We start from the raw sequence: 13,443 nt of genomic DNA, 5'->3' as shown, positions 1-13,443 counted from the left end.
GTGTACAACCATGAATGTGGGTATTAAAGGTTTCGGTGCTTATGCACCTGAAAATATTGTAGATAATGCCTATTTTGAATCATTTTTAGAAACTTCAGATGAATGGATTTCTAAAATGACTGGTATTAAAGAACGTCGTTGGGCGAATGAAGATGAAGACACAACTGATTTAGCATATAAGGCAAGTGTTAGAGCAATTGAAGATGCAGGCATAGAAGCATCAGAGATTGATATGATACTTGTAGCTACTTCAACAGGGGAGCATCCTTTCCCAACTGTAGCGAACTCGTTACAAGAACGCTTAGGTATAGGTAAAGTTGCCTCTATGGATCAACTGGCTGCTTGTAGTGGCTTTATGTATTCATTAATCAATGCGAAGCAATTTATCCAATCTGGAGACTATCAAAATATACTTGTAGTCGGAGTTGATAAGCTCTCTAAAATTACAGATATGACTGATCGCTCGACTGCAATTCTATTCGGAGACGGTGCAGGCGCAGTCGTTGTTGGACAAGTATCAGAAGGTCGAGGAATTCTAAGTTATGAATTAGGTTCAGATGGTTCAGGTGGAAAATACTTATACTTAAATCCAGATAACGGTAAAATATTTATGAATGGAAGAGAAGTATTCAAATTTGCTGTTAGAATTATGGGTGAAGCATCTACAAATGCAGTAGAAAAAGCAAACTTAACACCAGAAGATGTGGATATGTTTATTCCACACCAAGCAAACATTCGAATCATGGAATCATCTAGAGAACGCTTAGGCATTCCTAAAGAAAAAATGAGTGTTTCAGTAGATAGATTCGGTAATACATCAGCAGCTTCAATTCCTTTAAGTATCGCTCAGGAATTAGAAAATGGTAAAATAAAAGATGAAGATGTTTTAGTACTTGTAGGTTTCGGTGGCGGTCTCACATGGGGCGCTGTAACATTAAAATGGGGTAAATAGGAGGAGTATAAATATGAGCAAAGAACAACGAGTTGTGATTACAGGTGTTGGCGCATTATCCCCACTTGGTAATGATGCAAAAACTTCATGGGATAATGCATTAAAAGGTGTCAATGGAATTGATACTTTAACACGTATCGATACATCAGATTATAATGTTAAATTAGCTGGTGAATTGAAAGATTTCGACGTAGAGGATTATATTGATAAAAAAGAAGCACGTCGTATGGATCGATTCACACAATATGCAGTTATTGCTGCCCGTGAAGCTGTAAATGACGCTAAATTGACTATCGATGACAACAATGCGAATAATGTTGGCGTGTGGATTGGCTCAGGTATCGGTGGTATGGAAACATTTGAAACTGCTCATAATAAACTATTAAAGAGAGGTCCTAGACGCGTTAGCCCATTCTTCGTTCCGATGTTAATTGCCGATATGGCTACAGGTCAAGTTTCTATTGATTTAGGTGCTAAAGGACCAAATGGTGCCACTGTTACAGCATGTGCTACAGGTACAAACTCAATTGGTGAAGCTTTCAAAATCATTCAACGCGGAGACGCAGATGCAATGGTTACAGGTGGAGCTGAAGCGCCAATTACACATATGGCCATTGCAGGATTCACTGCAAGTAAAGCACTTTCTACAAATGAAGATAGAGAGACGGCTTGCCGTCCATTTCAAGAAGGTCGTGATGGTTTTGTTATGGGTGAAGGCGCTGGTGTTGTAGTTCTTGAATCATTAGAATCAGCTCAAAAACGTGGCGCAGAAATTTATGCAGAAGTTGTCGGTTATGGCTCAACAGGTGACGCTTATCATATTACAGCTCCTGCTCCTGAAGGTGAAGGTGGCTCACGTGCAATGCAAGCAGCTTTAGAAGACGCTGGTATCGAAGCGAAAGATGTACAATATCTCAATGCGCATGGTACGAGCACGCCAGTTGGAGATTTAACTGAAGTACAAGCGATTAAAAACACATTTGGTGAAGCATCAAAATCATTAAAAGTAAGTTCAACAAAATCTATGACTGGACACTTACTCGGAGCTACAGGTGGAATAGAAGCCATCTTCTCAGCATTATCAATCCGTGATCAACGCGTAGCTCCAACGATTCATGTTAATTCACCAGACCCAGAGGTGGATATTGATATCGTTCCAAACGAAGCCCAAGATGTAGCAATCACACATGCTATGAGTAATAGTCTTGGCTTCGGTGGTCACAACGCTGTACTTGTATTCAAGAAATTTGAAGATTAATAAATATATAAATAGATGCGTTAACTAGGATACTTTTTGAGTATCCTAGTTTTTTATTTTTATAAATAATTATGTACTTTATTAAGTGGAAATTTTAAAAATAGGGTGTGTCATCTGTTTAAAAAAGCTATAATAGAGTTCAAATTCATCATTAACTACAATATTTGCTTAAATGGGGGGACAAAAATGAAAAAGTTTAATACACTTTCGTCAACCTTAAAAAGTAGACTCATCGCTGAGTTTATTTTAAATATTGCAAGTCAGTCAATTCTCCCATTTATGGCTTTATATTTAACAAGTAAAATAAATGCAATATTTGCTGGTACTTTTTTAATAGTGAATATAATTGTGACCTTCGGTATTACCTTTTTAGGAGGATTTATTGGAGACCATTTCAACAGAAAGAAAATTGTAAACATCGTTCATGCATTATATGCCATATGTCTTATCATATTATCGATAACTGTAAATATGAATGGTATTGGTTTAATTATATTTTGTAGCAGCGTATTTATTTTTGAATTGCTATTTGCATTGAGTAATCCGATATTTGAAGCTGCCACTATGGATGCGATATATGAGGAAGTGAGAGAATATGTTTATCAACTCGAATATTGGATGTTTAATATTAGTACAGCACTTGGGATGTTATTAGGTGCGTTACTCTATCTAGGGCATAAGCACTTACTCTTTTTACTTTTTTTAGTAGCGATGCTCATCAGTTGGTATTTGTTTGATAAATATTATGATGTGGAACAGGTCTTCTCTGAAAACCATGAGTCACGTTCACCAATGAAACGTATACTCAATAATTATTTGACAGTGCTAAAAGATAAATATTATTTATTATTTAATTTAGGTTATATGCTTATACTTATGGCAGAACTAAGTTTAAATTCCTATGTTGTTGTGCGATTGAAAGAAGAATTTGATAGTTTTTATATTTTAGGTATTCATATCGATGGTGTACGGATGTTTTCAATTATTATGATAATAAACACATTGGTAGTTGTAACAATGACTTTTGCCATTAACAAATTGATTCAACATCACTCAAAACGTCTCGCATTTTTAATTGGTGGCGTATTATATACTGTGGGATATGGCATATTAACAAGTGCGACATCTTTTTGGTTATTATGTCTCGTAACTATAATTGCTACAATTGGAGAGCTCATTTATTCTCCTATACAAAATGCACAGCGATTTTTAATGATACCCAATGATCAACGAAGTACTTATGCGACGGTAGGCATGGTTTCATTTTATGGCTCTAAAGCTTTAGCCCGTTTTAGTCTCATATTAGGAACGATATTTGCACCTTGGATGATGTCACTTTACATTGTTGTTACAGTCATTATTGGCTTTGCTCTACTTTTTTATGCGATATTCTATAATACGAAATTGAAGCGAGAAGGCAAATCTTATGTATATTATTAAAAGTAAAATTATTAATAAAAGGTCACCTCAATAAAGATTGAGGTGACCTTTTATTTTATCTCTTACGACCTAAGCCCATCGCTTTTTCCATTTTTTTCAATGTTTTAAATGAAGCTTTCTGTGCTTTATCTCTTCCGTTATCTAAAATTTCGTCTAACTCATCTGAATTGTAGAAGTTATTATACTTCTCTTGGAAATCAGTAAGGAATTCTTTTACAATTTCTGCTAAGTCTGTTTTGAATTCACCGTAGTTTGAATCTTTATATTTTTCTTCTAATGTATCTGTCGTTTCCTCAGTTAGGTTTGCATAAATAGATAACAAGTTAGAAATACCTGGTTTGTTTTCTCTATCAAATTTAATAATACCATCAGAATCGGTCACAGCACTTTTAATCTTTTTAGCAGCTCTGTTTGGTTCATCTAATAATGAAATAAAGTTTTTCTGGTTATCGTCACTCTTACTCATCTTTTTAGTTGGGTCTTGTAAACTCATCACACGGCCGCCAACTTTAGGCACGCGTATTTCTGGTTTAACTAATACATCGTTATATCGAGAGTTGAAACGATCAACTAAATTTCGAGTTAATTCCATATGTTGTTTTTGGTCATCACCAACAGGGACAATATTCGTATTATAAATAACGATATCAGCAGCCATTAATGGTGGATATGTAAGTAGTCCGGCAGGCACTCCGTCTGTTTGCTTTAACGATTTGTCTTTGAACTGTGTCATGCGTTCTAATTCACCTATAGATGCAATCGTTGTTAACATCCAACCAGCTTGAGCGTGGGCTGGCACTTCAGATTGTATAAATAAAGTAGATTTTTCTGGGTCTATACCTGCAGCTAAATAAATAGCGGCAAGTTGACGAATTTGTTTACGTAACTTTAATCGATCTTGTGGTACTGTAATAGCATGTTGGTCTACAATGCAAAAGAAACAATCATAATCGTCTTGTATTTCATTAAATTGTTTCAAAGCACCTACATAATTACCGAGTGTCGGAATACCACTTGGTTGGATTCCTGAAAATAATGTTTCCATTGAATAATACCTACTTTCTTAATATTTAATTAGTCAATTCTCATCGGGTTTATTATAACAGTATTTCAAACATTTGTAAGTTGTGATAGACTATAAGTATGTATATAAAGCCATTCTGACTTGATTGGATGAGTAATAAATTATTTTTAGATTTTTGGAAAAATATGAGAGATTCTCATTTAATTTTAATGTTGGATGGGTATACTTAGATTGTAAGGTTAGAAATTGGAAATGCAATTGAAAATTTTTAATCATAAATTTAGAAATCAAATGAATTCAATTCATAAAAATAGGAGAGTGAGATGTATGGTAACATTATTTACTTCACCAAGTTGCACATCTTGCCGTAAAGCGAAAGCATGGTTACAAGAACATGACATTCCGTATACGGAGCGTAACATTTTTTCTGAACACTTAACAATTGACGAAATCAAACAAATTTTAAAAATGACTGAAGACGGAACTGATGAAATCATTTCAACACGTTCTAAGACATATCAAAAACTAAACGTAGATATCGATTCATTACCTCTTCAAGATTTATATTCAATTATTCAAGATAATCCAGGTTTATTACGTCGTCCAATTATTTTAGACAATAAACGTTTACAAGTTGGATATAACGAAGACGAAATTAGACGTTTCTTACCAAGAAAAGTTCGTACGTTCCAATTGCAAGAAGCGCAACGTATGGTTGACTAAATTTGAATAATCAAGATTGCCATAAAGGGATACATACCTGTCACTTTATGGCTTTTTTATGTCTTTGTATATTGATTATTTGCTTTACGGACAAACACGTTCTATGATTTAGTTTGAAAATAAAATTCATACGCACATCTTTGGTTTATAAAATAGAATATGTTATCATATAACACTAAATAGATAATGGTAAAATTTAATCAAACAAATTAATTGTAATTTCAGTCAGAGTCTAATAAAATAGTGATTACTATTCATCGACTGTAAGGAGTGAGATGATTTGAGAATAGAGCGTGTTGACGATACAACGGTTAAATTATTTATAACATATAGTGACATTGAAGCTAGAGGATTTAAACGTGAAGATTTATGGACTAATCGTAAACGTGGCGAAGAATTTTTCTGGAATATGATGGAAGAAATTAACGAAGAAGAAGATTTCGTCGTAGAAGGTCCATTATGGATACAAGTGCATGCTTTTGAAAAGGGCGTAGAAGTAACGATATCTAAATCTAAAAATGAAGATTTAATTAATATGGCTGATGAAGATAATGACCAATTAGATTATCAAGTTAATGATTTATTATCACAATCAATGAATCAAGAGGATAGCTTAGAAGATCTATTTGAACAACGTCAACGACAAAAGAAAGCCCACAGCCAAAGTGAAGAACAAGAGACACACAATCAACCAAACGCTCATACTGTTATTGTGAGATTTAATGATTTAGAAGAAGTCATTGAATATGCATATCATAATAATTTAAATACAGACGAATACGAAGATTTACTATATAGCTTAGATAACACTTACTATTATGCGGTTTATTTTGATGCTTCAGTAAATCAAGAAGTTATTGATGATAATTACAGTCAATTATTAGAATTCGCACATCCAAGTGATAAATCAGAAGTTTATCTAAATGATTATGCGAAGATTATTATGAGTCACAATGTAGCTGCACAAGTACGTCGTTACTTTTAATATAATGAATTCATCGTGAGTCTGAGACACTATTAGGTGTCTCAGACTCTTTATTAATTTGGCAGTAGATGTCTGAATTGAATATGCACTTAGAACAAGCTTTTTTCTATCCTAGTCATCCTTGCGGGGGTGGGACTACGAAATCTTTATTAGAAATTCGATTTCTGTCCTACTCCTTCTTTTTTAGTTTGAACGCATTTGTATTGATAATTTAAAGTAATCATCACCGTACTCACGTGTATATAAGTGAGGTGATTGATTATGCTATGTGCTAAAAACCAGTCAGGAGAGATTGTCTTTGCGCAACAAGCGAAGGAACGAAGTCGTTATTTTTGTCCCCATTGTCAGAATGAAGTGATATTAAAGCGAGGGGTTATTAAAGTTGCGCATTTTTCACATAAAGTGAGTAGCACTACTTATTGCCAAAAACAAGAAACAGTTGAACACTTTCAATTAAAGTACCAGTTAGCACAGTGGTTAAGACTTCAAGGTCATCATGTCAATATTGAGCCTTACGTTGCGTCGTGTTTTCAATATCCTGATTTAATTGTTAATGGAACAATTGCGATAGAAATACAATTTTCTCGAATAAACATAAAAGATGTTGTAAAAAGATCGAATGGATTACTCAAATCGGGTTATCACATCATTTGGATAATTAAAAATCCTCATTATAATGGACACACGCATACGTTAACGTTGTCGGATTTTGAAAGGACCTTTATTGATGTAACTCGACGTGAGTTGGTTGCATGGGACACTATACGAGAGCGGTTTTATCTTTATTCTGACATACAGTACGTATCAGGAAAACGGTTTTTAGCAATTAGAAAATACATACCTTTATCGCAACTCATACAACTGTTTGATCCTATAAAAAGAAATTCCTATGAAACGATGATTACATTTAAATTAAGCGAAATTGAAATAAAACGTTATCTTTTAAATTGTAGAAAACAATTTTCTGTTTTAGAACCTACGCTTAGTGTGATGTATCAGTTACAACTATCAGATCGTTGGGTTTACCGACATGTAGGCTATATTTTTCCTGAGCAAATATTTATAAAGTCTCATCCAGTATTTTGGCAGTTACAATTACTCAACTTATTGATCAATCGTGAATATGATGTACATGTCTTTGAAGGTTTAATCAACTTCAATCGCTATTACATAAATACATACGATAAAGAGATTATTATCCAAAAAATTGTGGATCGATTTGTTCAAATATATCGCACATTCAAACATAATGACGTGCAAAATAACTGTTGAAATGAGAAAATTATATCAATGATGTTTAATAGGAGGTTTACAAAGATTATGAGTCAACAATTAACAAGAGAAGAACAAGAACGTAAATATCCACAATATACATGGGATTTATCTACTATATTTGAAAATGATGATGCGTTCGAAGATGCATTTAAAGAAATAGAAAGTCATTTAGGTGAAGAACAAAAATTCCAAGGACATCTTGGAGATGACGCAGAAACATTATATCAAGCACTCGCTTTAGAAGATGAATTAGGTTCTAAACTCGAAAAGGTTTATGTTTATGCACATTTAAAGCAAGACCAAGATGCAACAAATGATAAATATACTGGTTTTGAAGCACGTGCACATCAATTAATCATTAAATTTAGTGCAAATTGGAGTTTCTTAGTACCAGAAATTTTACAAATAGATGAATCTACAATTCAATCATTTATTGAATCTAATGATGATTTGAAACGTTATGCATTTGATTTGAAACAAATTAATGAAAAACGCCCACATGTGCTAAGTTCAGACAAAGAGAAACTATTAACTGAAGCACAAGGTGCATTATCAACTCCTGAAAATGTTTATGGTATGTTTAGTAATGCAGATTTAGAATTTGAAGATGCCATCGATAGTGAGGGGAACCCGCACACATTAACCCAAGGTACATTTATTAAATGTTTAGAGTCTGATGATCGCCAATTAAGAAAATCTGCATACGATAATTTGTATAATGCTTATGGTACTTATAATAATACTTTAAGTGCGACGTTAGCAGGTGAAGTTAAGAAGAATGTATTCAGTGCAAAAGCGCACAACTATGAAACTGCTAGAGCAGCTGCATTAAATAGTAATGATATACCTGAAACAGTGTATGATAATCTTGTGAAAACAGTTCACGATTATTTACCATTACTCCATAGATATACGAAATTACGTAAAGAATTACTCGGTATTGATGATTTGAAAATGTATGACTTATATACACCATTGGTTAAAGATATTAATTTCGAAATGCCGTATGAAGAAGCAAAAGAGTGGATGGTAAATGCACTACAACCAATGGGCGAAGAATATATGAATGTGATTGAAGAAGGGCTTAATAACCGTTGGGTCGATGTTTATGAAAATAAAGGTAAACGCTCAGGAGGTTATTCATCAGGTGCGCACTTAACAAATCCATTTATCTTACTTAACTGGTCAAACACAGTATCCGATCTTTATACATTAGTGCATGAGTTTGGTCATTCTACACATAGTTATTTCAGTAGAAAGCATCAACCATCAAATTCAAGTGATTATACAATTTTTGTTGCTGAAGTTGCATCTACTTGTAATGAAGCATTATTAAGTGATTATATGGACAAACATTTAGATGATGACCGTCGTTTATTATTATTAAATCAAGAATTAGAACGCTTTAGAGCAACATTATTTAGACAGACAATGTTTGCAGAATTTGAACATAAAATTCACCAAATTGAAGAAGCGGGAGAACCACTTACTGCACAACGTATGAATGATGAATATGCTAAATTAAATAAACAATATTTCGGAGATGCTGTTGAAACTGATGAGAATATCAGCAAAGAATGGTCACGCATTCCTCATTTCTATATGAATTACTACGTATACCAATATGCAACAGGATATAGTGCAGCCCAAAGCTTAAGTCAACAGATCTTAACAGAAGGTAAACCGGCTGTAGAACGCTATATTAATGAATTCTTGAAAAAGGGTAGTTCAGATTATCCAATTGAAATCTTAAAAAATGCAGGTGTCGATATGACAACACCAGAACCAATTGAACAAGCTTGTAAAGTATTTGAAGAGAAATTAGATGCTTTTGAAAAACTTATGAAAGCTTAACAGTAGTGAATTCGCTTTCAATTTGACAAGTTTGTGACAAAGTGCATTTATTATGTTTAAAAGCTTGATAGGGTGTAAAGAGCGTGTTATATTGTAAACATGAAATTAATCACATAACAAACATACCCCTTTGTTTGAAGTGAAAAAATTTCTCCCATCCCCTTTGTTTAGCGCCGTGTAATCAGACACGGCGTTTTTTTATGCCATTTTTTAGTATCTTCAAGAAACTTAAATTTAATGGAAATATTTGATTGAAAATTTCATAAAAGCATATTCATTATTCATATGAGCTAATTATGCTTTTTAATGCATTCAAATAGTTCGTTTTGAGTTGTGCGGGATAAATGATTTTTACATTTTGTCCTAACGAAATTAAATATCGAATCATATATTCAAGTTCATCCTCATTATAAAAACCAATGATAAAAGGGATATGATCAATGTATTCTAAATGCATGCTTGGGTAATGATTTTTCTTGAATGATTCAACACCATCCTCATTTAATTGACATTTAAACGGTATATTTCGATAACTTTCATCGTATTGCTTTTTATAATTTTCTAATTGTGTTCTCGATAATAAGTTTTTCTGAGTGTCTTTAATCACTAATGCAGCTATATAATCACAACGAAAAATACCCCATTTTTCATTAGAAAGATCAAAACCTTCTATAAACCAAATGCCATTTCTGTAAAATAATTCATATACTTGAAAGTGAAAGCTTCTAGATTTAGAAGTAGAATATGAGATTTCAATCATCTGTTCATACATAATAGAATATAAAATGTCCGATAGATAGTTAAAGTTATTCATAATATCAGGTGTATAGTATTCGATGAACGATAGGGTTTTTGTGAGATTGTCTTGTGCGTACTTTGGTAATGTGGCGTAAAGTTTCTCTCTGATTTGTTTGTATGTTTTGTTAAATGGCGTACTTGATAAGGAATTTAAAGACTTTAAGGCGAAGAATATGGCTAAAATTTCATCGTTATTAAAATGAATGGGCGTTAATAAATTTTGATTAATAATTTTATATCCACCATATCGACCTTGATCGACATAAATAGTTAACCCCATATTTTCAAGTTCTTTAATATCTCTAATTGCGGTTCTTTTTGAAATATTAAATTCTTCAATTAAATCTTTTAACTGAAAACTACTTTTGCCACTCAGAAAAATGAGTTCTTGATTTAATCGTTCTGATTTTTTCATCAAATTCTCCTTTTAAAGGTGACTTATTCTGACACCTTAACGATTTATAATGAGTGTATCATAAAAAAGGAGTCGATTTGATGAAGACATTAATTATTAATGCGCACCCTGATTTTAATAATGAACAATCTTTCTCACTTAAGTTAGAAAATATGTTTATAGAAAAGTATCAAAAAGTTTTTACAAACAATAAATTAGAAATAATAAACTTATATGATATAGAGATTCCTCAAGTAACACAACAACAATTACTCAACACTTGGGATAAACAACGTCATAAACAAAGTTTAACTACAGAGGAACAACATTTAGCACAACTATCTAAAAAATTATTGGAACAGTTTAAAGGGGCACAGCGAATTGTAATTGTTACGCCACTTCATAACTTTAATATTACTTCTAAAATGAAAGACTATATGGATAATATTATGCTTGCTCGAGAAACATTTAAATATACGAAAGAGGGATCAGTCGGTTTAATGACGGATAATTATAAAGCGCTGTTACTCCAAGCGAGTGGATCTATATATACTAATGATGATCGCTATACACCGCTTGATTTTTCATACCGTTACTTAAAGGAAATGTTCGAAAATATAATGGGGTTTGATAAATTCTATGTAGTACGCGCAGAAGGGACTGCAATCCTACCGGAAGAAGAAGTAATGCAAAAAGCTTCTCAGAATTTAGATATAGCATTTGAGGAATTTTATAAATAATATTGATATATAAGATAAGCCCATCAAAGATCCTTCAATCTTTGATGGGCTTTTACTGGCAATTATTTCCCAGTTTTTTCTTTAATTTATTTCATTTTAGATTTCCAAAACTTCCCATCTGGTGTCTTAAGTTTTTCAACCTTTTGTTGTAGGGCGAGTTTTTTCAATTCCTTATTCATTAACTTTTCAGGCCATTCATAAATCGTTAGTAGTTCTTCCATTGTCACTAATTGTTGTTGTTGAATATATTGCTCTAAAGTGGGTGGAAGTTCTTTTTCTATAGAAGTACCAATTAATTCATTAATGATATACGTATAAATATGATACGGATATAAACCTTCAACTTTCAAGCCTTCTTCATGCACATCTTCGTTAAAGAATACAAGTGTAGGTGCTTCTTCAATATCCATTTCGCGTGCAATATGCAAGTCAACTTGTAAACTATCGCGTAGTTTACTGTTATGCAAGTCTTCTTTAAAGACTTCATAATCAAGTCCTGCATTTTTGATACAATTATTGACCATCGCTTCTGTAATAATATCCCTTTTTGGAATAATTTCATTTTGTACGAGATGGATAAATCGTTCAGCACGTAAACGACCTTGTAGTTCTGCTGCCTTATAAGATAGGGCAATGTTGTCGAGGTCTGAGGTGCTTTGCGCTTGGCATTTCGTCAATACGCGTAACGAAGGGTTCAAAATATGTCTAATACTGACATATTGTTTATATTCAATTCTTAATTTAGAAAGTATTGCTGATAGTTTAAAGCATTCTTTACTAAATGGGTCGAAAAAAGAATAAATTTCTATCTTACTTACAGGTGAAAGATTTGAATCTTCACGACTTTGTGCATGTATTAACTTTAATTCTTCAGCCATGTTATTTCACCTACAATTATATTTCAGAGTTCACCATATGATTTGCTGTTATGCGCAATCGTTCGTATAAATAATCACCGACACCGTAAGGGAAATTTGCGTGTTGTATAGCAATATACATATTTTCTAACCATGCATCACGTTCATAATTAGTAATAGTAAAGTTTAAGTGCCTTCTTTTAAGCATAGAGTGTCCATGTTCTTCTGTATATAAGTTGGGCCCACCTAAAAATTGTGTTAAAAATTGCTTTTGCTTTCTACTCGTTTCTTCAAAATTCTCAGGAAAAAGATGATTGATTCTGTCATCTCTTTCTACGAGATAGTAAAAATGATCTATCATTTGATAGAGCGCATCACGTCCGATTATTTCGAAAGGTGTTTGTGTCATATTATCACCGTATCATTTAATATATTACTAATATAACACGAATCATAGCATATGGAAGTAATTCGACTCTTTACCCGTTATCGTTAGGTTTCTTGTTTAATTTTTGCTTTCTATCGAAAAATCTTTTTACTTTATTGTCTGGATCAACGTGTTCAATATCAAATTGATCAAGAATAGATTTAAATTGTTCAAGTCCTTTATCGTAATCCGTTACTTCGAATTCCAATTCATAGTCTTCATAACCTAAGTATGTACTTTTATCTAATACGATTAAGTTTTCTTCAAGAGGACGTTCTAATCGTTCGGTAGTTAATGAGCCCAAGATGACAAGGTTATCTTGGTTAATTTGCAATTGGTCGAGCTGCTCACGAATTGAATGTGGTAGTTGAGTAGCTGAGACTTGATCATCTATTTGTGGTTTAATGTCTGTTGGTTCGTTGTATTCCATTAGTCCGACTTCTGAAGGTGTTTTTAAAGTCATTTCATATTGACTATCTTTAACTCTAATACGTAATGCACAAAGTTTAGACATGAGTTGGAAATCTGGTGTATCGATGTAAAAGTTAGTTTGTTTGAATGGTTGTTCACCTTGAAAATATGTATTGTAGAAACTTTCATATTCCTTATTAGTTAGTAATTGTTTAAATTCAATTTCATTGTTTGTACTCACTTCGTACCACTCCTCTATATCAGTCTTAATAATATTTTAAAACACATACCACATATTTTAAATT

The 13,443-nt window shown here is 32.8% G+C and carries 13 protein-coding genes; 8 read left to right on the top strand and 5 right to left on the bottom strand.

Annotated features, from left to right (window positions below):
* Positions 1-10: 10 nt before the first annotated feature.
* From NGI30_RS07435 to NGI30_RS07425, 3 genes are all read left to right on the top strand, one after another.
* Positions 11-952, top strand: coding sequence for a beta-ketoacyl-ACP synthase III (locus tag NGI30_RS07435; RefSeq protein WP_251519396.1), 942 nt, complete (start codon positions 11-13; stop codon positions 950-952).
* Between the two features lie 13 nt (positions 953-965).
* On the top strand, positions 966-2,210 hold the full coding sequence (fabF, locus tag NGI30_RS07430) for a beta-ketoacyl-ACP synthase II (RefSeq protein WP_251943209.1): 1,245 nt from the start codon (positions 966-968) through the stop codon (positions 2,208-2,210).
* A 186-nt stretch (positions 2,211-2,396) separates the two neighbouring features.
* Entirely contained in the window at positions 2,397-3,650 is a 1,254-nt protein-coding gene (locus NGI30_RS07425; RefSeq protein ID WP_251519398.1) for an MFS transporter, read from the top strand.
* 55 nt (positions 3,651-3,705) lie between these two features.
* Here NGI30_RS07425 and trpS read toward each other — a convergent pair whose 3' ends face one another.
* The gene (trpS, locus tag NGI30_RS07420; RefSeq protein WP_251519399.1) at positions 3,706-4,695 is read right to left on the bottom strand and encodes a tryptophan--tRNA ligase; all 990 of its coding nucleotides are present in this window, start codon (positions 4,693-4,695) and stop codon (positions 3,706-3,708) included.
* Between the two features lie 306 nt (positions 4,696-5,001).
* On the opposite strand from trpS, the gene spxA reads away from it, so the two are divergent.
* From spxA to pepF, 4 genes are all read left to right on the top strand, one after another.
* The gene (gene spxA / locus NGI30_RS07415) at positions 5,002-5,397 is read left to right on the top strand and encodes a transcriptional regulator SpxA (protein WP_000258003.1); all 396 of its coding nucleotides are present in this window, start codon (positions 5,002-5,004) and stop codon (positions 5,395-5,397) included.
* Between the two features lie 280 nt (positions 5,398-5,677).
* A complete protein-coding gene (gene mecA / locus NGI30_RS07410) occupies positions 5,678-6,382 on the top strand; it encodes an adaptor protein MecA (RefSeq protein ID WP_251943207.1) in 705 nt (234 codons plus the stop codon).
* A gap of 261 nt (positions 6,383-6,643) precedes the next feature.
* Positions 6,644-7,654, top strand: coding sequence for a competence protein CoiA (locus NGI30_RS07405; RefSeq protein ID WP_251519402.1), 1,011 nt, complete (start codon positions 6,644-6,646; stop codon positions 7,652-7,654).
* A gap of 48 nt (positions 7,655-7,702) precedes the next feature.
* Entirely contained in the window at positions 7,703-9,511 is a 1,809-nt protein-coding gene (gene pepF / locus NGI30_RS07400; protein ID WP_251519404.1) for an oligoendopeptidase F, read from the top strand.
* A 277-nt stretch (positions 9,512-9,788) separates the two neighbouring features.
* On the opposite strand, the gene NGI30_RS07395 is transcribed toward pepF, so the two are convergent.
* Positions 9,789-10,724 (bottom strand): helix-turn-helix transcriptional regulator, encoded by a 936-nt coding sequence (locus NGI30_RS07395; RefSeq protein WP_251519406.1) that lies wholly within the window; start codon positions 10,722-10,724, stop codon positions 9,789-9,791.
* An 80-nt stretch (positions 10,725-10,804) separates the two neighbouring features.
* Between NGI30_RS07395 and NGI30_RS07390 the strand changes: the two genes are divergently transcribed.
* On the top strand, positions 10,805-11,443 hold the full coding sequence (locus tag NGI30_RS07390) for an FMN-dependent NADH-azoreductase (protein WP_251943205.1): 639 nt from the start codon (positions 10,805-10,807) through the stop codon (positions 11,441-11,443).
* 86 nt (positions 11,444-11,529) lie between these two features.
* Here the strand turns inward: NGI30_RS07390 and yjbH are convergent, their stop codons facing one another.
* The 3 genes from yjbH to NGI30_RS07375 form a co-directional block, all read right to left on the bottom strand.
* Positions 11,530-12,321 carry a protease adaptor protein YjbH gene (gene yjbH / locus NGI30_RS07385; protein ID WP_251519410.1) on the bottom strand — a complete coding sequence of 264 codons (792 nt, stop codon included), beginning with the start codon at positions 12,319-12,321 and terminating at the stop codon, positions 11,530-11,532.
* Positions 12,322-12,337: 16 nt separating this feature from the next.
* Positions 12,338-12,709, bottom strand: coding sequence for a truncated hemoglobin YjbI (locus tag NGI30_RS07380; RefSeq protein ID WP_251943204.1), 372 nt, complete (start codon positions 12,707-12,709; stop codon positions 12,338-12,340).
* Between the two features lie 70 nt (positions 12,710-12,779).
* On the bottom strand, positions 12,780-13,379 hold the full coding sequence (locus NGI30_RS07375) for a CYTH domain-containing protein (RefSeq protein ID WP_251519414.1): 600 nt from the start codon (positions 13,377-13,379) through the stop codon (positions 12,780-12,782).
* Positions 13,380-13,443 lie beyond the last annotated feature (64 nt).

Origin of the sequence: Staphylococcus sp. Marseille-Q5304 (assembly GCF_943737015.1) — a bacterium.
Taxonomy (GTDB): domain Bacteria; phylum Bacillota; class Bacilli; order Staphylococcales; family Staphylococcaceae; genus Staphylococcus; species Staphylococcus hsinchuensis.
Note: the sequence above shows the minus strand (reverse complement) of the source record. Positions and strands in the feature narration are given on the sequence as shown.

What these genes read in the sequence shown, in the direction of transcription:
- NGI30_RS07435 (WP_251519396.1), top strand. Translation starts at nt 11, where the DNA reads ATGAATGTGGGTATTAAAGGTTTCGGTGCTTATGCACCTGAAAATATT.
- NGI30_RS07380 (WP_251943204.1), bottom strand. Translation starts at nt 12,709, where the DNA reads ATGACACAAACACCTTTCGAAATAATCGGACGTGATGCGCTCTATCAA.
- NGI30_RS07425 (WP_251519398.1), top strand. Translation starts at nt 2,397, where the DNA reads ATGAAAAAGTTTAATACACTTTCGTCAACCTTAAAAAGTAGACTCATC.
- NGI30_RS07405 (WP_251519402.1), top strand. Translation starts at nt 6,644, where the DNA reads ATGCTATGTGCTAAAAACCAGTCAGGAGAGATTGTCTTTGCGCAACAA.
- NGI30_RS07395 (WP_251519406.1), bottom strand. Translation starts at nt 10,724, where the DNA reads ATGAAAAAATCAGAACGATTAAATCAAGAACTCATTTTTCTGAGTGGC.
- NGI30_RS07390 (WP_251943205.1), top strand. Translation starts at nt 10,805, where the DNA reads ATGAAGACATTAATTATTAATGCGCACCCTGATTTTAATAATGAACAA.
- yjbH (WP_251519410.1), bottom strand. Translation starts at nt 12,321, where the DNA reads ATGGCTGAAGAATTAAAGTTAATACATGCACAAAGTCGTGAAGATTCA.
- fabF (WP_251943209.1), top strand. Translation starts at nt 966, where the DNA reads ATGAGCAAAGAACAACGAGTTGTGATTACAGGTGTTGGCGCATTATCC.
- pepF (WP_251519404.1), top strand. Translation starts at nt 7,703, where the DNA reads ATGAGTCAACAATTAACAAGAGAAGAACAAGAACGTAAATATCCACAA.
- trpS (WP_251519399.1), bottom strand. Translation starts at nt 4,695, where the DNA reads ATGGAAACATTATTTTCAGGAATCCAACCAAGTGGTATTCCGACACTC.
- spxA (WP_000258003.1), top strand. Translation starts at nt 5,002, where the DNA reads ATGGTAACATTATTTACTTCACCAAGTTGCACATCTTGCCGTAAAGCG.